16 protein-coding genes are annotated in these 23806 nt (G+C 33.0%); 12 read left to right on the top strand and 4 right to left on the bottom strand.

All coding sequences use genetic code 11. The features are described from left to right. Positions 1-170 precede the first annotated feature (170 nt). Positions 171-1688: a MauE/DoxX family redox-associated membrane protein gene (locus K8B81_RS00970; protein WP_167443818.1), complete on the top strand. Its 1518-nt coding sequence runs from the start codon at positions 171-173 to the stop codon at positions 1686-1688. Positions 1689-1789: 101 nt separating this feature from the next. Next, a complete protein-coding gene (locus tag K8B81_RS00975; RefSeq protein WP_223678640.1) occupies positions 1790-2059 on the top strand; it encodes a DUF6520 family protein in 270 nt (89 codons plus the stop codon). An 82-nt stretch (positions 2060-2141) separates the two neighbouring features. Here K8B81_RS00975 and K8B81_RS00980 read toward each other — a convergent pair whose 3' ends face one another. From K8B81_RS00980 to K8B81_RS00990, 3 genes are read right to left on the bottom strand one after another with little or no spacing between them, the layout of a single operon-like run. Beyond that, the gene (locus K8B81_RS00980; RefSeq protein WP_115887064.1) at positions 2142-4808 is read right to left on the bottom strand and encodes an alpha/beta hydrolase family protein; all 2667 of its coding nucleotides are present in this window, start codon (positions 4806-4808) and stop codon (positions 2142-2144) included. A gap of 12 nt (positions 4809-4820) precedes the next feature. Beyond that, positions 4821-6209 carry a RagB/SusD family nutrient uptake outer membrane protein gene (locus K8B81_RS00985; protein WP_223678190.1) on the bottom strand — a complete coding sequence of 463 codons (1389 nt, stop codon included), beginning with the start codon at positions 6207-6209 and terminating at the stop codon, positions 4821-4823. 10 nt (positions 6210-6219) lie between these two features. Further along, a complete protein-coding gene (locus K8B81_RS00990) occupies positions 6220-9240 on the bottom strand; it encodes a SusC/RagA family TonB-linked outer membrane protein (RefSeq protein ID WP_115887065.1) in 3021 nt (1006 codons plus the stop codon). Between the two features lie 393 nt (positions 9241-9633). On the opposite strand from K8B81_RS00990, the gene K8B81_RS00995 reads away from it, so the two are divergent. The 10 genes from K8B81_RS00995 to K8B81_RS01040 all read left to right on the top strand — a co-directional run bounded on the left by K8B81_RS00995 (position 9634) and on the right by K8B81_RS01040 (position 21047). Further along, complete coding sequence (locus K8B81_RS00995) at positions 9634-10011, top strand: helix-turn-helix domain-containing protein (RefSeq protein ID WP_223678192.1); 378 nt, start codon at positions 9634-9636, stop codon at positions 10009-10011. A 59-nt stretch (positions 10012-10070) separates the two neighbouring features. After that, complete coding sequence (locus K8B81_RS01000) at positions 10071-11873, top strand: DUF262 domain-containing protein (protein WP_223678194.1); 1803 nt, start codon at positions 10071-10073, stop codon at positions 11871-11873. Between the two features lie 38 nt (positions 11874-11911). Further along, positions 11912-12688 (top strand): hypothetical protein, encoded by a 777-nt coding sequence (locus tag K8B81_RS01005; RefSeq protein WP_115887067.1) that lies wholly within the window; start codon positions 11912-11914, stop codon positions 12686-12688. Between the two features lie 173 nt (positions 12689-12861). After that, positions 12862-13743, top strand: coding sequence for a DUF4007 family protein (locus tag K8B81_RS01010; protein WP_115887068.1), 882 nt, complete (start codon positions 12862-12864; stop codon positions 13741-13743). After that, positions 13733-16954, top strand: a complete 3222-nt coding sequence (locus K8B81_RS01015) for a hypothetical protein (RefSeq protein WP_115887069.1) — start codon at positions 13733-13735, stop codon at positions 16952-16954. The genes K8B81_RS01010 and K8B81_RS01015 overlap by 11 nt, the downstream gene beginning before the upstream one ends. Further along, positions 16947-18056: a phosphoadenosine phosphosulfate reductase family protein gene (locus tag K8B81_RS01020; RefSeq protein ID WP_115887070.1), complete on the top strand. Its 1110-nt coding sequence runs from the start codon at positions 16947-16949 to the stop codon at positions 18054-18056. Before K8B81_RS01015 ends, K8B81_RS01020 begins: the two co-directional genes overlap by 8 nt. Before the next feature lie 2 nt (positions 18057-18058). Then, entirely contained in the window at positions 18059-18466 is a 408-nt protein-coding gene (locus K8B81_RS01025; RefSeq protein WP_167443819.1) for a nucleoside 2-deoxyribosyltransferase domain-containing protein, read from the top strand. Then, complete coding sequence (locus tag K8B81_RS01030) at positions 18447-19061, top strand: hypothetical protein (RefSeq protein ID WP_115887072.1); 615 nt, start codon at positions 18447-18449, stop codon at positions 19059-19061. Before K8B81_RS01025 ends, K8B81_RS01030 begins: the two co-directional genes overlap by 20 nt. A 79-nt stretch (positions 19062-19140) precedes the next feature. Beyond that, positions 19141-20181, top strand: a complete 1041-nt coding sequence (locus K8B81_RS01035; RefSeq protein WP_167443820.1) for a DUF262 domain-containing protein — start codon at positions 19141-19143, stop codon at positions 20179-20181. A 2-nt stretch (positions 20182-20183) separates the two neighbouring features. Beyond that, positions 20184-21047 carry an SIR2 family protein gene (locus tag K8B81_RS01040; protein WP_115887074.1) on the top strand — a complete coding sequence of 288 codons (864 nt, stop codon included), beginning with the start codon at positions 20184-20186 and terminating at the stop codon, positions 21045-21047. Between the two features lie 355 nt (positions 21048-21402). Here K8B81_RS01040 and K8B81_RS01045 read toward each other — a convergent pair whose 3' ends face one another. Beyond that, positions 21403-23805 carry a hypothetical protein gene (locus K8B81_RS01045; RefSeq protein WP_115887075.1) on the bottom strand — a complete coding sequence of 801 codons (2403 nt, stop codon included), beginning with the start codon at positions 23803-23805 and terminating at the stop codon, positions 21403-21405. Position 23806: the final 1 nt, after the last annotated feature.

The following is a 23806-nucleotide window of genomic DNA, read 5'->3' on the forward strand; positions in this document are numbered from 1 at the left end:
TGTTAAGCGCTTTTCTCATGTCAGTACTTCTGTACGAAATTGGCACGTTTTTTAAAACTTTTGGCACGTTTTTGATAACCTCGGTTCAAAATAACACCTCTACATTTGCTAATGATCTTTTTTGCTTTTGCCGGCATTCTCGAAATAGGAATATTATAAACTTTTTGATTATGAAACTACGATTCAATTTTAAAAGTGTTTTTATAGAAGCAGTCAGCCTTTTGTTTGTTTTATTATTCGTCTATGCTGCGATCGCAAAATTTCTTGACTTTGAGAATTTTCAGATTCAATTGGGACAGTCTCCGCTATTAAGTGTATTTGCATCCTGGATAGCGTGGCTTGTTCCCATAATTGAATTGCTGATAGCTATACTGCTGGTGATTCCAAAATTTCGAAATATTGGTTTGTGGGCTTCATTCAGCCTGATGATTATGTTTACCGTTTATATTTTTATTGTACTGCATTATAGTTCCTTTGTTCCCTGTTCCTGCGGTGGTATATTAGAAAAAATGAGCTGGAACGTACACCTGATTTTTAATATAATTTTTGTTATTCTTGCAGTAGCGGCAATATTGTTCAATATGAAGATAAAACAGACAAATACCGCTCGTGCAAAATATCTAAAAACCTTTAAAGGACTGGCAGGCATAACGGCTTTCAGTACATTGGCAGTAGTCATTTTGTTTTTGTCTTCTGAGAATATTATGCACAATGAAAACCCTTTTATAAGACGTTTTCCTCCACATCCTGCAGAGTTCTCGAATGCTATTGACCTAAAATTCAATTCGTTTTATTTTGCAGGTTTCAGCAATAAAAGATTATATCTTGGAAATTTTACCACGCCCTCCAAAATCATTTCTCTGAATGAAAATTTAGGTGACTGGCAGGTTAAAAATATACAATTTGATCCCAAAGATATACCCTTTAAAATCGTAACTACTGCCGTAAGAGATTCATTTTTTTATCTTGTCGACGGAAGCGTACCTAAAATTTTCAGGGGTAGTTTAACGGACTGGAGAATTAACAAAGAACTCAAGGGCACTCCATATTTTAATAGAGCTGTACCAATTGATAGTAATAATATTGTTTTCAGATCAAATAACGGTAGAAAATTGACTAGTGTACTTGGGGTTTATACCGCAGCTGAAACCCCTGCCATACATTACAACAAAAAACTTCTGCAGCAGCAGATTGACGGCATTTTTGATACTGACGGAACATTGCTATACAGTGAAAAAATGCACAAAATTATTTATGTCTATTATTACCGCAATGAATTTGTAGTTGCAGATAAATCAGGTTTTCTAAGTTTCAGAGGCAACACAATAGATACTACAAAGTATGCGAAGATAAAGGTCGCAACACTTAAGAATGGAACCCAATATGCGATGTCATCTCCTTCCTATGCCATTAATGCACATGCTGCCGTCTGGCAGAATCTTCTGTATGTTCATTCCACAGCAAAAGGCAGGTTTGAGAGTAAGTCGGTCAGGGAGAAATCATTTGTAATAGATGTATATGACCTAAATAAAAACAATTATTTATTCAGTTTTCCAATCTATCATACCAGCAGCGATAAACTGGTTTCCCTTCTAGTAACGGACGCACATCTTTATGCAATAATAGGAAATGAATTGGTTGTCTATGAATTGAGAGACGCACTGAGAAAAGAAATAAAATCTATTTGAATTTCATTTATAATAGAAAAATAAACTGGCCAGTTTCAGGAGAAAAAGATCGAACTCCTGTAAAAAAAAGCAGATCCTATATTAATTTAAAAAATACAATTATGAAAACGTTAAATTTAAAAAACATGCTTCCAGCTGCAGTAATTGCAATGGCTGTCGGAGGTGCATTTATGACCACATCTATGCAGAGCTCTTCCAAACTTGCTCAAAAAGATGGATACACAAGAAATAGTCAAAATGAATGTAGCACAATTCAGGTTAACTGTAGTGATAACCCTCTTAACAGTTTTTGCCGCGTATCAGGTGCACAGGCGTATGAAAAGCCGGAGGACAGCAACATCTGTACTACGCCATTATACAAACCTGATTAAGTATGTTATCGCGTATTTGATTCTGTTATTTGAAAATGCAGTTCCACAAAATGGAACTGCATTTGTTTTGTGGTTGAGTGAATCACATCATGCCATCAGTGATCCATTGGCATGTTTTTTCATTTTTTAGGAAATAGTCAAACCATTGCAAAATCCGGACTGTAATATCTTTTTGTGCAGATGGATCAGAGATTACATGACCCTCATTAGGATATAGCAGCATAACGCTTTTTTTTCCAAGTCTTCGCAGTGCCAGATAGTATTCCTTGCTTTGATGAGTATCTACCTGCTTGTCGTCTTTGCCTGTCCATAAAAGCAAAGGGATTGTGACTTTTTCTGCATGCACCAAAGGGGAATTGCGAGCATAAGACTGCGGTGCTTCAAATGGTGTTTTTCTCATATTCCATTCCTCATCTTCAAAGCGCCAAAACTCAGGTTTGCCTGAAGCTTGGCTGACAGTAAAATAAAAGCTGTTAAGATCGGTTATTGCGCCACTGGGAACTGCTGCCGAAAACAGATTAGTCTGCGATACTATAAATGAGGTTTCATAGCCTCCCCATGAATGACCCATAAGCCCAATCTGCCCAGGATTTATCTTCCCTGAATCAAGCATTTTCTGTGTGGCTGATATAACACAGTCAGTGGCAGATATTCCCGGATTTTCCTGCTCGTTTACAATATCAGGAAGCAATACAAAATAGCCCTCTGAGGTAAAGAGTGTAGGATTGAAACCACTTTCATTCTTCCAAGTCGGATTGGAATATAGATGAAGTTCCTGAGATTGAAGTTCATAAATATTAACAATCATAGGATACTTTTTAGCTGGGTCATAGTCGGCAGGGTATAATAGTACACCCTTAAGATTTTGCTTTTTGGAATTTCGATAATCAAACAATTCAGAATGGCCCCAGAAATATTTTTTATGCTGCGGATTGCTTTTATAAAAAGGGATTATTTTTCCCTTGCCTGCCGCGAACATTAATTGGGGCGGCACATCATATTTCTGCTGTCTGAAAAATAGTTTTCCTTTTTTTTCGGCATAGGTGAGCTCATCAACATAGAAGTCTCCATATACGATTGGTTCTGCACCAGAGGCAGTTTTCCATTTGTAAAACCCTGTCTTACCATCTGCACCTTTCGCGCGAAGCATCAAACTGTCGTTTAAATCGTAAACTTCCGCTTTTATGCCATCGTAGATTTTGTTAAGTCCAAGTCTGCCCGGAAATTCTGCTATACGAAAAATAATTTTTGATTCACGTCCGCGGGTAAGCCTGCGAAAATTGTTTCCATCAGGAGCAACCGCCCAGATATCAAATTCGTCATATATTAATATTTCTTTGTCATTGATGCTCCAGCCCGGACTTCCGCAGGTCGATTCGGGTACCAGGGTCTGGTTTTTTGACATGAATTTAACACCAATTTTAGCCGTTAAATTCGTATGTGTCTGTAATAGGACATCATAGACCCACCAGTTTTCTTCCTTAAAATAGGTTATAAATTTTCCTGTTGGAGACGGCAGGGGAGACCGGCTGTGACGAAATTGTTTTTTCAAAAAAACTTTTTTTTCAAATGACATGAGATTCATGATATAAAAATCACTGGGACCACTTTCACTAAACTGCGGTTCATAGTCCTTTGGATTAAAAAGGACAGCATTTTGGAGATTTCCTGTCAGCATGATCTTGGGAATTTCTGCAGTGGAAACAGGGGTAAAAAGATCGGTCTGCGGGAGCCAGACGGCAATTTTCAAAGAATTTGCAAAATTCCCCATTCTTACATTATATGGATAAATCCACTGATCATTAGTATTCCAGATTTCAACAATTGATTTTTCTGATGCACTTGATGTGGCGGCTTGTCTTTTGATTGCAAAAAAAACATTCTTAAGGTCATCTGAAATTCTTATTTTGTAATAGGGATCATAAACGATAGCGGTCTGATCGGGAAAATCAGAACGGGTCTCTGTATTAAATTCATATAGTTTTTTCTCCTTCAGGGCGTAATAAAAAAGTGAGGTTATTTTACCTTGGTCTGGCTGGCTTAGAAATGCGAGTGCCTCACCCTTGCTCTGCCAAGTAAGACTGATATAATGATTTTTATTATTGGAAACTATCGTTTTTGGTTGATTAGACTTTTTCAGATCAATAAGATTGACGGTGAGTTGATCTTTTGACGAAACTGCATAAACCAGCTGACGTCCGGAGGGGCTAAGCGAAAAATCATTTACATTTTGAATTTCCTTGACTGCTCCTGTTGCGAGCGACCAGATTTTGAGATTGTTTTTTTTATCAGCAGTTTGGATAAGTACAATCAGGTTACCTGTCTCATCACAATATTCGAATCGTTTTACACTGCGGATTGTCTTCTGCGAAGCTGTCTTAAGATTTAATACACTTATTTCTGCTGCCATCTGACAGATAAAAAAACTGTTTTTTGTGAAAACGGAATTCTCACCGCGGGGAAAAGAATGGATTTTGTTATTCGTCATATTTTGGACAAATAACGTATCATTGCCATTTTCGTAGGTCATTTTAAAACTAGCCCAATTCTCATCAGGTGAAATTCTATCCAGATGTGTTTGGCCCCACAAGGGATAATCTGAAGGATCCAAATGCTTTTTTTGCCCTGCCTGCCCCCATAAGGGACAGGCTACTAATGGCAAAATAAAAAATAAAAATAAAATTCCTGTATCCAAAAACAGACAGGACTGCTGAGTAAAACTATTTCTGTATTCAAAGTTTGCTGACATAACAAGTTTTATTTAATAGCCCGGATTTTGCGGACGCAGGTTAGGATTGGTGCTTAGTTCGCTTTGTGGAATGGGCAACAAGCGGTCATCACTGTTCCATCCCGGTTTTAAACCCGTCAATACATTGTCGAGTTCACCGTTTCTCTTAAGATCAAAAAAACGATGACCGCGCTCGGTGAAGAGTTCCCACTTTCTTTCGTTTAAAATGGCGTCCAGGATCTCATCCTTGCTTGCTGCTGTTGTATTGCTAAGGCCTGCACGGTTTCTGATTTTGGACAAATCCTCTTTAGCGCCGATGAGTTCTCCTTGCTGGGCTCGTGCTTCTGCGCGGATAAGATACTGTTCGGCAAGCCGGAAAACTATGGAATATTCTTTTGAAGCTGATGTGGCAATATTTTCCTTATACTTATAGGCGTGATACCATGTTGAGGTTTTATTTGAAATGGCCTTTATCCAGCTTGATCTGCGAAGATCACCGGCACCAAATGAGTTTACCAGATTATTGTTTAGAGAGACCAGAGGAGGAGGCCCTGCTGTAAAGGTGAAAAATGAGGCTTCAAGCGTATTGGCACCTGTGTTTCCTGACTGCAGCTGCCAGATCGTTTCTTTTGAGGAAAGCAGAAATACTTTTGCAATATCAGGCTCCAGCTTATAAATGGCACCTTCGTTGATGACGGCCGAGGCTGTATTTGCGGCTTCAGGATAGGATTTGTTGTAAAGATAAGCTCGGGAAAGAAGAGCTTTTACTGTGAACTTATTGGGTCTTACTCTTTCGCTGCCATTGTAATCCACAGGTAAAAGGGAGGCAGCATCTTCCAAATCATGTATAATGAATTCATAAATTTTCTGAACAGGTATTCTCGTTACAATACTATTCTGCTTAAAATCAGTCTGAGTAATGTAGGGAATATCCCCAAAGAGGTTTACAAGGTAAAAATGCAGAAGTGCACGAATAAAGAGTGCTTCGCCCTGCAGCTGCTGTTTCTGTTCGGTAGTCAGGTTTTTGCTTTTTTGGGCGCCTTCAATTATGGAATTTGCAGCATAGATCTGATTGTATGATGTATTCCAATATAGGGCGACAATAGAATTGGAAGGAAGAAGGGCGTTGTTATAGAAAAGCAGGCTGGCATTATTGGGTTTGTCCACGCTTATTATTTCGTCTGTATAATTGCCGAGCGTGTTGGAAATGCCGGTGCTGGCTCCTGTAAAGACTCCTTTGGTCCTAATATTGGAAAAGATATCTGTAAGTGCTGCACTTGCAGTGGCATAATCTTCAAAAACTGTTTCATTTATTAGCTGTGACTTTGGCAAGTCGACTTCTACGAATGAATCGCAGGACTCTGTCAGCAGCAGGACAAAAAAACAGATCAGTTTTATAGCTAAAGAATTTATTGTTTTCATTTCTCTTAAATTAAAATGTTAATTGAACTCCGGCCGTTATTACTTTGAGAGGGGGCAGAAAGCCGTATCTCTTGAATTCCGGATCTCCATCCTCGTATTTTGTGAATGTCAGCAGGTTTTGGCCCTGCAGCATAATTTTGCATTTGGTTTCCTTAAGATTCAAAGGGAGTTCATAGGAAAGTGCAATGTTCTTTAGTCGGATATAGGAAGCATCTACGATGGAAGCAGTACTCTGCGAGAAGAGATCGTATCCTGTCAGCGCAGTACCATTTGACCCCGTGGTATAAATTTGATACAGCCCAGGATCCTCAGCACTGATCCAGCTGTCTGTCATTCTTGCCTGCTGATTGGACATCATTCCTGCCGCTTCCATCGGATAGCTATAATTTTTTTGTTTCACGAACTGAAATAAAAAATCAAGTGCAAGGCCTTTATAACTAAGCTGGTTTTGGATTCCTCCGTAATATTTCGGATTCAGGTCTGCGATTATCTGCTGATCATCAGGAAAAGATATCTTTCCGTCTTTATTTATATCCTCAAAACTATAGACGCCATTTTGTGGATTCACACCATTGAAGCTGTACAGCAATTCAATATTGAGAGGCTGGCCAATTCTGTACTGCTGGCTGTATGAAGAGCCTTCAAGCCCAGGAAACTTTAGAAGAGTGTTGTGCTCAAAGGTCACATTTAAACTGGTACTCCAATTAAAAGAACCCTTGTTAAAATTCAGGGTACGCATGGTCAGTTCCAATCCTGTATTTTCGACTGTTGCATCCAAATTAGACTGTATGACTGTAAATCCCGTAGAGCCGGGAAGCGGAATTCCCACTAATTGGTTGGAAGAGCGGTTCTGGTACCATGCACCGGTCAAAAAAATGCGGTCTTGCAGAAAACCAAGCTCCAATGCGACTTCTAATTTCTTGTTGATTTCCCATCCAAAATCGGCATTATACAGCCGAGTTGGCTGCAATCCTGTATTTCCGGCATAAATGGCACTTGATACTGTATAAGTATCAAGAAACTGATAGTCCCCGATTTGGTCACTACCGGTTGTTCCGTAACTGGAGCGGATTTTTCCAAAACTTAGCCATGAATATTTTTTTAGGAAACTTTCATTGGAGAATACCCACGCAATTCCAGCTGCTCCGAAATTTGCAAATTGATTTCCGGGTCCAAACCTGCTGGATCCGTCTCTTCTTGCAGTAAGGTTTACAATATACTTCTGCTGCCAGTTATAGTTGAGCCTTCCAAAAAAGGCTTGATACTTATACAGACTTTCATCATTAAGAACAATTTTGACAGTTTTTGCCGCGGCGATATTGTATATCAGACTGTTTGATGTAAATCCAGTTGCCGACAGATACAATTTTTCAGTGGACTGATTTTGAAATGTGGATCCTAACAAGGCATCAAGTTTTCCGCCTCCAACTTCCTTGACCCAATTGATTTGAGGTTCTATAATCCAGGAATTGCGCTGCGTATTATTTAGATAAATGGCCGATGTTGCGCTGCTGACATTATAGATAGGATTAGAAATAGTGGAAGGCACGATTCGGGTTTCTTTTGTGTCCAAGTCAGTATATCCTAAACTGCTTTTGATTGTAAAACCTTGCCACAGCTCATAAGAAAGCACAGTATTGGCAAGCAGATCATTTGTTTTCGACTCAAATTTAGTGTTGAGATTTGCCAATGGGTTCTGCCATGTATCATTCTCCCAATTCAACTGGCCGTTGGAGTCATAAAGAGCCGGAGCATTCGGGGGAAGCGAGCGCGCGTCATAAGTAAAATCAAACGATGGCTGATTGTTGTCCTGAAAATTATATGAGCCTGAGAATGTCATTTTAAACTTATTGTCCATAGAACGATGATTCAGGCTTAGCTGGCTTCCTGCTTTTTTATAAAGAAAATCTCCCGGAAAGACTGTCGATTCTCTATGTGAATTCCCACTTATAAGAAACTGCGTATTATCAGATCCCCCTGATATAGTAGCCTGTATATCGGAAATCTGCGCTGTACCCCCAGTAAGTTCACGCTGCCAGTCGGTATATCGATTCTGGTCCCACGTACCGTTAACGTCATAATCGGCTTCACCATATTGGGTAATTCCATCGTTTATAAATGCCTGTCTTCGCATCGCAAGATACTGCTGGGTATTCATAAGTTTAAGGTGTCTGGTGACAGTTGCGGCACCCGTGGATGCATTCACACTGAAAGTGGTTTTGCCTCTCTTTCCCTTTTTTGTCGTAATTAATACCACGCCGTTCGCTCCTTTGGAGCCATAAATTGAAGTGGCATCGGCATCTTTTAATACCTCGATGCTTTCAATGTTTTCAGTATTGATATTATTAAGCGGACTAGCCACAGAGGGAAAAGCCGTAGCTGTCTGATAAGATCCGATAGGATCGGAAGCATACGGAACTCCGTCGATGATATATAGAGGTGCATTGGCATCTGTGCGTATGCTGTTCTGACCTCTTATCCTGATATCGAAACCGCCGCCGGGAATACCGGTCTGCTGCACTACATTAACCCCTGCCATACGGCCCTGCATCGTAGCCAATACGTTGGAAACTGGCTGTGTCTCAATATCTTTGGACGTAATCCGGGCAATACTTCCCGTACGCTCGCTTTCCTTCACCGAATAATATCCTGCATTTACCCGTACTTCCTGCAGTGTTGTGGTATCGTATTCAAGTTTGATATCAATAGTAGTCCGTCCTCCAATGGGAATCATTACAGTTTTAAATCCGAGAAAAGAAACAATTAGAACCTCATCACCCGCAGCAGAAATACTGTAATGACCATTATAATCAGAAATAGCGGCAACATGACTTTTGTTTTTAATGGAGACTGTAACACCTGGCAAGGGATTACTTCCATCGGTAACTGTACCCTGAATCTGCTGCTGCAGGATTGAAGAAAGATTCCGTCTGGGATCTTTAGCTTGAAGTGATGAAAAAGACAATATAAAGCCAAGAAAAATTAGGCAATAAAGAGTTCTTCCATCCTTGTAAAATGAAAAATTATTCATAATATTGGATTGGTTAGTTTAAACGTTAGTTTGATTGGCTAAGGTCCTCTATGTTAGTTTGGCGACGAGATAGAGGGCCATTTTTATGTATTAAGTAAACGACTTAATTACATAATTGAAAGTTTTTATTTAGGACATAGCTGATGATGTTTTAAAGATTCGATTTCTTTTGAATGCAAAACTTTAAAAATACTAAGCAGATTGGCTAAGAATGATAAGAGAGTTATAATAAAAAAGGCGCAGAACTCAGCTTATTGACTTGAGGTACTGGAAATACCGAGGAACAATAAGTGAGCCCACGCCATAGGCGTGAGCATCTTACTTATCCTCTCGTTCCTTTTAAATTTCCAGTTTTCAAGTCGAGATTCTAAGCGAATGCTTCAAATATTTTTTATGAAGAATCGCAAATGTATACAATTAGTTGCAAATATAACAAATTTATTCTTTGTGGTGTCAAAAACCCACACTTATTTTTTTGATTCTACTGAAATTGCTTTTACAAAAAAAAGTATGAGTAGTATTATAAAAAAAACGGACTTTCAAATATTCTTTGGAAAACAAGTTGAAAAGTTTAGAATAGAACAAAACTTCAGCTATAGACAATTAGCGCAGAGATGTGATATAGATCACAGTAATATTAGTAAGATTGAAAAAGGTGAAATAAATATTCAACTATCTACTATTTTGCAACTTTCTCAAGGCTTAAATATTCATCCAAAAGAATTGTTTGATTTTGATTTCGATTTAGAAAAATTAGATATTCACAGATAAGAGGCTTTTAGCATCTTTTTTTATGATCATAAATTTTAAAAACAGGTATATATACTGTAATGATTTCTATTTTAAAGAATTATTTTGCCTGTTTAAATCGTCAAATAAAATTTATGTCATTTTTCCCTCCACTATCAGTTGCCGACGCAATAGAAAAGATAGATTATAATCAATATTTATTGCCTGCTATTCAAAGAGATTTTGTTTGGTCTAGTTCAAAAATTGAGATGCTTTTTGATTCATTGATGCAAGGCTATCCAATTGGCTCAATGCTTTTATGGCGCGTAAACGGCAAAAATACCGAAAATCAAAGATTTTATGGAATTTTGAAAAAATATCGTGAACGTTATTTAATAAGGTCAGAGGAAGTTTCTACTAAAAATATACCAAGTTTTGAAGTAGTCTTAGATGGACAACAAAGGTTAACAGCTTTATATTTAGGATTAAAAGGATCATATGCTTTTAAAGGCTATAACTTGGCATGGAAAGATACGGAGTATTCAATACCAACTAGATATTTGTATTTAAATTTAAAATATAAAAAGAATAAACGAAATGACTTAAATGACAGTGATGATGACAGAATGTATGAATTTACGTTTTTAAAGCCTGAAGAAATATTAAATATTGATGAAGATAACAAATGGTTTAAGGTAGGAGATATTCTTGGAATAAAAGGCACATCACAATTAAATACATATTTCAAAAATAATAATATAATTTGTGATGAAGCTCAGGAAATATTAAGCAGACTTCATGATATTGTCCATTTAGAAAAATTAATTCACTATTATCTTGAGGAAAGTTCTGATTTCACTAGAGCTTTAAATATATTTATTAGAGTTAATTCAGGAGGGATTTCACTTAGTTATTCTGATTTAGTGATGTCTACTACGATTATGGGATGGCAGAATCTAGATGCAAAAAAAGAAATAAATGGACTAGTGGACGAATTGATAAAGGAATATGGTTATGCAGTAAATAAAGATTTTGTGCTACGCACTTATTTAGTACTTTACAGTGATGATATTAAATTTAGAGTTAAAAACTTTTCTATAAAAAATGCAAAAGAATTTGAAGAATATTGGAAAGAAATAAAAACTACTATTAAAGAAGTTTTTCAACTTGTAACTGACTTTGGTTATGCACCAAGTACTTTGACATCTCTAAATGCACTGCTTCCAATTGTATATTATTTGTACAAGACAGATAGGGTAGAAGGCTTTTGCCAGAAAGTTAAGTATAAAAAAGATAGAGAATTGATAAAAAGATGGTTGCATGTCGCTCTATTACATCAAATATTTGGCGGACAAGCAGAAGGCGTGTTAAAGGCAATTAGAGATACCGTGAAAAAAGACATTCAGAAAGGAGCTGAAATTTTCCCTGCACAATCAATAGCTAGCCGATTATCCAAAACTAATAAGTCAATTACAGTGGATGAAGAATTTATAGACTCACTTTTATTTACAAGTAAAGATAGTAGGTATGCGTTTCCCATCTTAGCTCTGCTATTTCCTCACCTGGATTACAAAAACAGAGATTTCCATTTAGATCATTGTCACCCTATTTCGCATTTTAATGAAAAAAAACTAAAATCAAAAGGTATTTTACTTACTGATAAAAATAAAGAATATTTTACGGAATCGGATTATTTTAACTCTATACTTAATTTGCAAATGCTTGATGGAAATGAGAACAAATCTAAAAATTCAAAGGATTTGAAAATATGGATTAACGAAAATAATATTTCTTTAAAAACATATCACTTACCAAAAGAAATAGATCTTGTTGACTTTCCAATTTTTTTAGAAAAAAGAGGTGAATTATTACGTAAAGTTTTGACTGAAGAATTGACATTTTAAATTTATATATAAAGCAATTTTTTCTAAAAAATAATTAAATGAATTCATCAGAAATAATTGAACAAATTAAAATTGGATTAACTAAAGGATATAATCAAAACTTACTTTTATTAAGTTCATACAGTGATTTTATCGAACAGGTTCGCGAATATTTACTGACAGTTAATGTTGCTCAGCAACTTTTAGAATGGAATAAATATCATAATTATAAAATCCAATTAGAATATCCCATTTTGCAATTTTATAATAATGCGTTTCTTACTCATGACTTAGACGTTACTGACATATTTAATATGGTGTTACTTCAGCGCCAAACTGGACATTCACCGACTAATAAATTAAATCAAAAAATTGATATTGCGATCACTCGAGAAGAAACAGATTTTCAAGCATTTTCACAGGACCGTACTATTTGCGGAATAGAATTAAAAGCGATTAATAAAACCGACAATGAAATCATAAATGATGCAAAGAGGATGGGTAGTGCAATGACACTTACAGACAATATTTCTTCAAACAGTATTCAATATTGTTTTTGTGGTTTTCTTCGAAGATTTGATAAGTGTGAGGAATTAGTGACAGACACTTTTATAAAAACTAAAATAATTCAAGAACAAAATCGCTGGGATAGTACCTGTGCCAACTTGTCAATAGAATTTCCTACACTTAATTTTTCTGTAGAAAAGTTTGATGTAGTTAATACTTCTCTGGAATTAATAGCTGATATTCATAATAAAATGGGTAGCGACTTTTCGGAAGTAGCAAATGCAACAGGAATTATTGTAGGTTATATTTTGACTATTAGCCGAAAATAAAAGGGGGGGGGGTAAATTATCTAATACTCTCATCAACAATCTGTAGCTTAAATTATTTAATATAGAAACTGATAATACTTAAAACTTTAATAAAACTATATTTTATAAATCGGAAACAAGTTTCTTTTTTTCGTTATTTTGTATAATTAGAATAAATCCATATTAAATTTAAAATGATTGAAGAAAAACAAACTATAAAATTCACTTTTTCAGGACATGACACATTTCATTGTCGTCATTTATGGTTAAAGAAAGGATATGATTTTGTTAAGAATGGGAATAAATTTTCTCAATTAAACGCTGTTTTAGAATTGGGAGTGGGTAAAAATATGGTTTCTGCTATCAGTTTTTGGATGAAAGCATTTGGTTTATTAGACAATGAGGGGCATCTAACAGAGTTGGCGAACTATATTTTTGACGATGAAATGGGAAAAGACCCATACATTGAGGATGAAGGTACTTTATGGCTTTTACATTATATATTAGTAAAGAATGACAATGCATCCATTTATAATTTAATATATAATGATTTTAGACGTGAAAAAATTGAATTTTCGAAGGAACATTTTATTGCATATGTTTCAAGAAAAATTGATGAGAATAACTTAACTCAAATTAGTAAAAATACGATTGCTAGTGATTTTGAAGTATTTGTAAAAATGTATACAATACCGGAAAATATTAAAGATAAGGAAGAGAATCTGACAGGACTATTGGCAGAACTTAATTTGTTACACAAAGAAAAATTAACCTTTAGTGTAATCAACGATGAAAAAAATAATATTCCTGATGAAATATTACTCTTTTCTATTCTTGATAATGATGATTTTAGTAATTCGATCAATTTATACTCATTAGAGCATGAAAAAAATCAAATAGGTAGTGTCTTTGCAATTAATAGGGCAGGAATTGTAAATAAAATTGAAGGAATTGCTTCTGATATTAATTTTAAAAAGTATGGCATTACTTATAACGATCATGCTGGAATTAAGGAATTGCAATTTAGAGATAAACCAAACAAATACGAAGTATTAAACATATATTATGCTAAATAAATTTACAACATCTGTAAATATTATACGAGATGAGGAGAAGGAAATAAATTATATCCCAACTCATAATGCTATACGTTTAGCATCACAAATCGTAAGTGATTTTAAAAAAGGTATTCGTTCCTTCAATATTATTGGTTCTTACGGGACAGGTAAAAGTTCATTTTTGCTTGCTTTTCAAGAGAGCTTATCAAATAGAAAAAAATATTTTAATGTAGCTTTTCTACCAAATCAGGAATACGGTAAAATCAACATCATTGGAGAATACAGGTCTTTAATAGATGTTTTCATCGACTTATTTGACTTAGAGTCAAAAAACACTACTGCCGAAACTATATTTTCAGAAGTTTTTAATAGATATTATGCTTTAGGGCAAAATCCATTGTTAATCGTAACAATTGATGAGTTTGGTAAGTTTTTAGAATATGCTTCAAAAAACAACCCTGAAAAAGAATTATTTTTCTTGCAGCAGTTTTCAGAATTTGTAAATGATACTTCTCATAATATAGTTTTACTAACATCTGTACATCAAAATTTTGATGCTTATGCTTTTTCATTAGATTACACTCAAAAACAAGAATGGACAAAAGTTAAAGGCCGTTTTAAAGAAATTACTTTTAATGAGCCAATCGAACAATTATTGTTTTTAGCTGCAGAACATCTAAACAAACTGCCATCTTCAGACAGAGAAAATACACAAATTAAGGAAGCTAACAAGCTTTTGTATGATTCAAAAGCATTTAACTTTAATGAAGATTATATTAGCGAAATAGCAGAAAAATTGTATCCATTAGATGCAATTTCTGCTTACGTAATCACTCAATCTCTGCAAAAATATGGACAAAATGAGAGGTCTCTTTTTACATTTTTAGAGTCTACCGATTTTGCAGGTTTATTTCAGTTCAAGCAATTGAAAAAAGGTTTTTATTCATTGCCAGAGATTTATGATTATTTAACTTTTAATTTTTACTCTTTTCTTAATTCGAAGTACAATCCTGATTTTAATTCTTGGAAGTCTATAAAGAATGCGTTAGAAGTTGTCGAAACTTCATTCGAGACAAATTTAAGTGACTATTCAAAACTAATTAAAAGTATAGGAGTTTTAAATATTAATACCGGTGCCGGTGCTGTTTTAGACAGCGGTTTTTGGGAAAAATACTCGGAGAAAGTTTTATCAGTTAATAATTCAAAAGAGCTACTAAAGAATCTAGTTGATAAAAAAATAATAGTTTACAGAAATTATTTGAAGAGATTTATTCTTCATGAAGGTACAGATTTAGATATTGAGCTGGCATTGCTGCAGGCAGAAAATAAGGTTGATAATATCACTGATGTTGTTACTATGCTAAACAAGTATTATAACTTGCATCCTGTTCTAGCAAAGAAGGTAATGTTTGAAGTTGGAACTCCAAGATTATTTGAATATAAAATATCACATTTTCCTATTGATGAGATACCTCAAAATGAAATTGACGGATTTATTAATTTAGTTTTTAATGACAAAGATATTTTAGATGAAGTAAAAATAAAATCTGCCGAAAGCCAAGAAGCTATTTTATATTGTTATTATAAAAATGCTAAACAAATAAAAGAGCTTTTATTTGAAATTGAGAAAACGAGAAAAGTGATTGCAGAAAATGAAAATGATAAAGTTGCAACTAGAGAATTAAATAATATCGTTCAGCATCAAATTAATCTTTTAAATCATAAAATTCTAAATAACTTTTATGGAACAAATTCTGAGGTTGTTTGGTTTTATAAAGGGAGCCAATTAGAAATTAAAAGTAAAAAAGATTTAAACAGTAAGCTCTCTGAAATATCGGATGCAGTTTATTGCAACTCACCGATTTTTAAAAATGAGTTGGTAAATAAACATAAGATATCGACATCAATACATGTTGCAAAAAAAAATTACTTAAAAGCATTAGTTACTAATTGGAATAAATCACAATTAGGATTTCCAGAAGACAAATTTCCTGCAGAAAAAACAATTTATTTATCTCTGCTTGAAAATAATGATATATATCTATATTCTGATAAAATTAGTGATATAATAAAGCCTAACGAAAGAAATAGGTTCAATTTTTTATGGGACGAATCCCTTAATTTTCTTGAAAGTGCTAAAATCGGAAGAAGAAAAGTAAGTGAATTTGCTGATGTTTTAAGTAAAAGACCTTACAAACTAAAACAAGGTCTTATTGATTTATGGATTCCTACTTTTTTGTTTATTAAGCGTGACGATTTTGCGTTATTTAGCAATAACGGATATATTGCGAATCTTAGTGATGAAGTACTTGAGTTGTTAATAAAAAAACCAGAAGATTTTGAGATAAAAACATTTGCGATTGAAGGCGTTAAATTAGATATTTTTAATAGATACAGGATTTTTTTAGATCAGACAACAAAAGAGAAAATATCAAATGACAGTTTTATAGAAACTATAAAACCGTTTTTAACTTTCTATAGAGATTTACCTGATTATACAAAAAATACTAATCGTTTATCTAAAGAAGCTCTCGGAATTCGAAGCGCAATTTTTTTAGCAAAAGATCCTGAGCATACATTTTTTGAATCATTTCCTAATGCATTAAATTTTAAAATTCAACAGATTCAATCCTCTGCAGAGAAGTTACAATCCTTTTCGATCAAGCTGCAAGATTCAATTAAAGAAATAAGAAATTGTTACGATGAATTAATCAATAGAGTAGAAGATTTTATAAAAAGTGATATTGTAGGAGAAGATTTTGATTTTGAAGATTATAAAAACAGTCTACAAACTAGATATAAAAAATTGAGGCGACATTTATTATTGCCCAGCCAAAAAATATTTGTTCAACGATTGGATTCTCAAATTGATGATAAAAAAGCATGGCTTAATTCATTAGTCCAATCACTCATCGGTAAGACGTTAGATAAAACTACAGATGAAGATGAGCTTTTAATATATGATAAGTTTAAGTCTATGATTATGGAATTAGATAGTTTAACTTCACTTTCTAAATCTGATTTTAATGAAGAAAAGGAAGATGTTTATGATTTACAAATTAATACTTTTTTTAAAGGTATAAGTAAAAAAATTATTCGTTTACCTAAAGAAAAAAAAGAAGAAGTTTTTAAAATACAAAAAGAGTTAGAAAATGTTTTGTCAAGAGATAGTTCTTTAAATATTGCAGCATTGACTAACCTTTTAAAAGAAATGCTTAAAAATGAGTAAAGTAAGACATGTGTTAGGAATATCGGGAGGGAAGGACAGTGCTGCTTTGGCTATATATATGAAAAAAAATTATCCTGAATTGGATATAGAATATTATACTTCAGATACAGGCAAAGAATTACAAGAAACTTATGATTTAATCTCGAATTTGGAGACTTTTCTTGGAAAAAAAATAACTGTTTTAAAAGCGGTAAATGACAGTTCTGAAGATAATCCCTTCGATCATTTCATAAAATTATTTAAAGGATATTTACCATCATCAAACGCAAGATGGTGTACTAAAAAATTAAAGCTTGATCCTTTTGAAAATTTTGTAGGTGATGATCCAGTTATTTCGTATGTTGGGATTAGAGGAGATGAGGATAGGGAAGGCTATATTTCAAAGAAAAGTAATATTCAATCCATCTTTCCTTTTAGAAAAAGTATATGGAGTGAGGACGTTATTTCAAAAGTTCTTTCTAATAAGAATATATCATTTACCAGTAAAATACTATTATCGCAGCCAAAAAATGACAAAACCGAAAGAATTTTAGAGCTTATTAATACTGAAATTTCAACAAGTTTTTCTCAAAGTCAAAAACTTAATTCATTGTTAGATTTAGGAATAAAAGAATTTAACTCAATTGTTTTTGAATTCTTAAAGAGTACAGAATATCCTTTATCCACTGAAGAATTATTTCCATTAATTAATAATGAAGACATTCTCGTTCGAGATGATATATTTAAATTACTTGAAGATTCTGGAGTAGGAGTTCCAGCTTACTATAAAGAAGTAGAATTTGAAATCAATGGTGAAAAATCATCTTATGCAAGAAGTCGTTCAGGTTGTTTTTTCTGTTTCTATCAACAAAAGATCGAATGGATATGGTTATATGAACAACACCCGGATTTATTTTATAAAGCATTGGAGTATGAGAAAGATGGCTATACTTGGATGCAAGACGAAAGTTTAGAAGATATTATTAAACCAGAGCGTATAGCTAAAATTAAAGAAGATCACTTAAAAAGAACCAATAAAAAAGCACTAAATAAAAAATCTCCTTATCTTCTAGATTTACTAGATGATGCAGAAGGGGAAGGATGTGCATCTTGTTTTATATAAATATGAAGACTAAAGTATATTTAGCTGGTGGAATGAATGAATCAAACTGGCAAAAAAAAGTAATTGAAACGATTAATAGTGAAAATTTTGTGTTCTATAATCCAAGAGAACATGAGTTAACCAATAGTGCTGAGTATACATTTTGGGACTTGTTTTATGTAAAACAATCTGATATTCTGTTTGCTTATATGCAAAACGATAATCCGTCAGGAATTGGACTAACCTTAGAGGTTGGCTATGCTAGAGCTCTCGACAAATCAATAATTTTAATTGATGAAAGATCAAAAAATGATGAGATATTTGCTAATAGATTTAAAATTGTTAGGGAAAGCTCAACTATAGTTTTTGATAACCTGGAAGAAGGTATTAACTTTTTAAAAAAGATCAAGAATGGTATTATTAACGTGTGATCACATAGTTAATTTTTTTACTGAAAAAAAAGAAACGTCTTTAGATTGGCTAACTATTTTTACAACTGTCAGTCCAATTATTATTGGATTAGTAGCACTTTTGCTTTCATATTTTCAAATGGTAAAAACACTCAATGCTAAAAAGGAAGATGAAGAAAGAGCTGAAATAAGAAAAAAATTAGATGAGTTTTACGGACCTATATTGCAATTAAGAATGAAAAGTAATTTACTTTATCAAAAGTTCAACGAGGAATACAGAGCAGTAGATTCTAACTTTTCAACACTGATATACCTCTTAAATAGTCATGTATTTTCTGGAAATAATAAAATATTGCTAGAAGAGATCATTAAAATTGGTGAGTTAACAGAAAAATTAATTCATGAAAAAGCTGGTTTAATTGATGATACAAATTTAAGAACAATAGTTTTACCTAGGGCAACCACTCACTTTTTGTTAATTAGGTTGGCTTACGCAGGTGCTCTTACTGGTGACTTAGATAGATTTAAAACTTTAACATTTCCAAAAGATTTAGATCTCTTATTAGAAAAAAAGAAGAAAGAACTCGAAGAAAGATTAAAAAAATTAAATAGCTAATTGCAAAATATAAATAGAATATAATTAAATTATTTATCTGCTGATTATTACTATGTCAATCAGCTACTATCTTACATTTATGAAAGTTAAACTAACTACTTGGAAAATCTCTACTTTATTTAAATTAAAAGACAAAATTAATCCACAGCCACCGTATCAAAGGGGTGAGGTATGGAAATACAGAAAAAATGCTTTATTAATTGACTCGATTTTAAGAGGCATTGATATTCCAAAAATATATCTAAGAAAACTTGAAAATGCGGCACATGACTATGAAATTGCTGATGGACAGCAAAGATTAAATGCTATTTTTACTTTTTTAGAAAATGATTATTCTTTATTAGAGGATGAAGAAAAAGGTTTAAATCTTAAAACAATTAATCAACTTATAGTAGGCGGTAAAAAATTTAGAAGTCTAGATCCAGAACTAAAAGATAAACTTACTGATTATGAGGTTAGTATAGCTATAATTGAGGAGGCGGATAATTACGAAATTAGAACTTTATTTGGTAGATTACAGGAAGGTGAGCCATTGGTACCAGCAGAAAAAAGAAATGCAATTATAAGTAAAGCTGGGACAATTATTGATAATTTTGTATTAAATAATAAATTTTTTGCTAATAGTAAGATACAACCTGCCAGGTATAAAAGACAAGATTATTTAGCACATGCATTAGCGTTGTTTTTTTATAAAAACACAAAACCACTAAAAGCATCTTTATTGCTTGAACTATATCTTGATAAAAAATTAGATTGCTCACATGCTAATCAGAAACTTATTTCAGATATATTGGATGCGATTTATCAACTAGATCAATTATCTCAAACAAGAGTTTATAAAAAATTTCATTTTATTGATTTGTTCCTATTTTTGATGAATAATTCCGAAAAAATAAAAACTATAAATTACAAAAATTTTGCTAGAGAGTATGATTCGCTAGAAGTGAAAAGATTGAAAATAAGAGATCCAAAAACCTTACTTTCCGGTAAGGATGAATCTGAAGAAAATAAAATTTTATACGATTATTATATGGCATTTAAATATGCAGGTGCAGAGCCGGATAGTATTGAAAAAAGAAATGTTTCATTTAACCTAATATTTAAAAATATTTTTAATTAGTCATGGCAAAAATAGATTTACCAAAAGAGCTTTTAGAATCTTTTTCAAAGGATTTAGGTGTGTTTTTTGTTGGCGCTGGATTGTCAGTTGGTGCAGGTTTTCCTGATTGGTCAAATTTGTTAAAGCAACTTATAGAAAAAGGAGAGCAAAATGGTCGAATAAGTAAAGAAAAAAAGACTGAGTATGAAACATTGTCGAAAGACCCTGGTAAATCCTTAATGCTTGCAGAAGAATTAAAGCTTGATTTAGGATCGCTGTTTAACAGACACATGGAAGAACTTTTTCAAAGCTCTACTAATAAGCCCACAATAAATCATGATTATATAGTAAAGACTAAGGGTAGTATGGTTATCACAATCAATTACGATAATTTACTTGAGAAATCTTATAATAATGTTTACCACGATCATCCTAATATTTTCATTTATTCACAAAGTAGGGAAGCAGCTAATAATTTTTGGAAAGGTAGATTTTTTATTTTGAAAGCACATGGAGATGCGCAGAGAGATGTAGAAACCTTAATTTTATCTCAAAGAGATTACAGAAAAACTTTGTACAAGGAAGCTGGTTACAGAAGTTTATTGCAAACTATTTTTACAACTAAATCTATTTTTTTTGTAGGTGTATCAATGAATGACCCAGAGTTTAACCAATTGCTTGATTTCTTGCATGATTCTTATCATGGGGGTGGTCCTACACATTACTTGCTAATGGATAAAAAAGATCATCTTTCTACTTATTCAAGAAGATACTTAGATGATTTTAATATACAAACTATAACATTTGAAAATGCCAAAGGTGATTATGCAAACTTAACTGAGGTTTTAAAGCTTTTAAGCGAGGAATGCCCGAGAAATATATCATAAAATTGTGCTTGGTAGAAAAGCTTATTAGTTTTTTAAATTTGACGATTCAATTCTAATTTTCTTTATAGTGAATGCGAGTAACTATTTTAAGTACCTTACTGAGTGATTTTAATCGCTGGTATATATTGAACAAACTTTTCTAAAAACAAAAAACATCAGTCTTGATTTATTTCAAAATTGATGTTTTTATATTTTATTTTATAAAATTCAAATATTTATTGAACCGAATTATCAAATGGACTATCATTATCTGTTGATCCGAAAATCCAAAATCCTTTAAACAATTATAAACAAGTTTTGGCTTTAATTAGTTTCGGATAAAGTATAAAAAGCTTGGTTTCTAAAATAAATAACTTTATTCTTCTAAAGCTCCCATCAGCTGTTCCATGCCAAAATTCAATAAGAAATCACTATAATAGCTATCAAAGACATCCATTATGTATTCATCAATAGTTACGTCTACATCAATACCATCTTTTAATCTAGTCATAGTGTAGTTTCGTCTTTTAGTTATCATGTATAGAAATAGTGTGTGAAAATAAACGGAGGAAATATATTTTCGCTGTGCTGTGACAATTTGGTCTTCATTCTTCAATTTAGAACGATGACTTAAGAAGACATGACTGTCTAGATTAATGAAAATTTCTTCCAATTTGTCGCCCTCCGAAGAAGGATACATGACAGTTTTTCGATCCATAGTAATTCCTCTTTCCTCTAATACAGTCCAGTCTTTTTCATATATTTTTTGAAGTTTTGGTAGTCCAATTTGATCAAGGTCCTCTTCTGGTTCAGGGACAGCTTCTTTGGTAGATTCTCTATCAGTGATCTTAACTAAAACAATTTCTTCAAATATTTTTCCTGGGGACGTTAAAGAAGCTCTAATTTCTATTTCATCTCCTATATTAATATTGTTAGTTGGCTCAAGAGTAACTTTAATTGTTCCATTATTAGGACTGCTTTTAGTCACATTAAGCAATCCTGAAGCTTCGGTACTTACTCCAGCTTGGTCACCTCCATCTTTTTTATCTCGTTTAATTTTTAAAAAAGATAATTGTAATTCACCAGGTTCATCTGTTCTGTCAAAATAGTCGTTATCTATATCTGAATCAAATTTTATAATTTTCTCACCATTCTTTGGCAGACTAATTATATTAATTCCTTCCTTTTTATGGAATAAATCAAATTTGGTCGGAAATCTTTGAGGTAAAAAAGGCTTTTGTTCTATCTTAGGTTTGGATATATTGGATGAGATTTTTTTGACTTCTTCTTTTTTTTCATCTAATTTTAAAGTGTTCTGAAGTAATTTAAAAAGCTCACTGTCCTTAGGTAAATTTTTAGCAAAAGATTTAATTAATTCGGAAGTATCTTCACTTTCTAAACCGATAGTTTCTTTTCTTCGTCTGTTAATTTCATCTAGCTGACTTTTTCGTAATTTTTTACCTAAATAATCGCGTAAAGCATTAGCTTCTTCGCCATGTTTTAGTCTATCACGAGAAGCCATAAATAATTCTTCTCTAAAATCTGGATTCATACTGGTACAATCAACATGAATTAATAGATAATCTTTTAATAGATTGAATTTTAGAGTTCTTGTAATAAACTCAGAAGAATAATTTCCATGGACTTGTCCGTTTATAGAAAACATTACGGACATATTATTTTTAAAAAACCTGCTCCTAATAATATCTTTACTTTTTTTTAAGTCATGTTTATCTGTTTTAGGTTTAAAAACATAACAGGTAACCTTAGCACTTCCAAATAGTTCGTCATCATAATCTTCTGAAAAATAAGTATCTATGTAATCACTTTGAGAATCTTCAAGTCTTCTCTTCAACCCAAATAAATCAAGTTCCAAAACTTTATTGTTTGGATATCGATCTTTATTGTCAACTGTCAGGATAGGCAGTACCGGTTCGAAAAGAAACTCATTTAAACTTTGGTTCAAATCTTGAGCAAATCCTGAATAACCAACAGGAAACTGGTATGAATACATTTTAATTATTGTACCGGTTTTAAATTTTCTTCCATTTAACTTTAAATCTAATTCAGTAATTGGAAAATTTGGAATTTCATTTTCGATTTTTAAAAATTCAAAATGACTTGAACGTCTGTTTTCACCAGATTCACTGATTCTTCTCTGCCTAATTAGTGTAAATCCAAAATTACCTGAATTATCAAATCGTTTGGAACCTATAAGTTGGTATCTTCTTTTCCCGCAGAAAACTAAAGCACCGCTTCCTCCCATATTATATTTACCTTGTACAAATTGAATATTAATTTTATTTCCCCTTACTAAAGAAAGAAAAGTATTTTCAAATTGATTCGGATGCTGGCCTTCTCCATTATCATAAATAATAACAGAAGTGTTTTTTGGTGGTCCATCGGCAATAATTTGAATGTCTTCTGATTGTTTTCGTCTATTTTGTTTTAGATCCCAATTTTTATAGTCAGGATAAAACATTTTTATGGCTTGCTCCATTGATTGTGGAGCATCATTAGAGACTGGAGAAATATCTTTTTCTAAGCACTTTTTTGTTAAAATTGCATCAATTGAATTTGTTACCTTCTCTACTAAAGCCGCGATAGGGCTAGATTGCTGGTTTCTAACAATACCAAACATATTTTCATTACCACCAAGGGGAGCCCAATTTTTGTCAGCAAATTTATCAGGATATTTATGTAATAATTCTTCAACCTTATCTTCAGTAGAACATAGATACAGTTCTTGAAACAATTTCTCGTTACTAATTTCTCCCATA

It is taken from the genome of Flavobacterium hibisci, from assembly GCF_020026925.1.
GTDB lineage: Bacteria > Bacteroidota > Bacteroidia > Flavobacteriales > Flavobacteriaceae > Flavobacterium > Flavobacterium hibisci.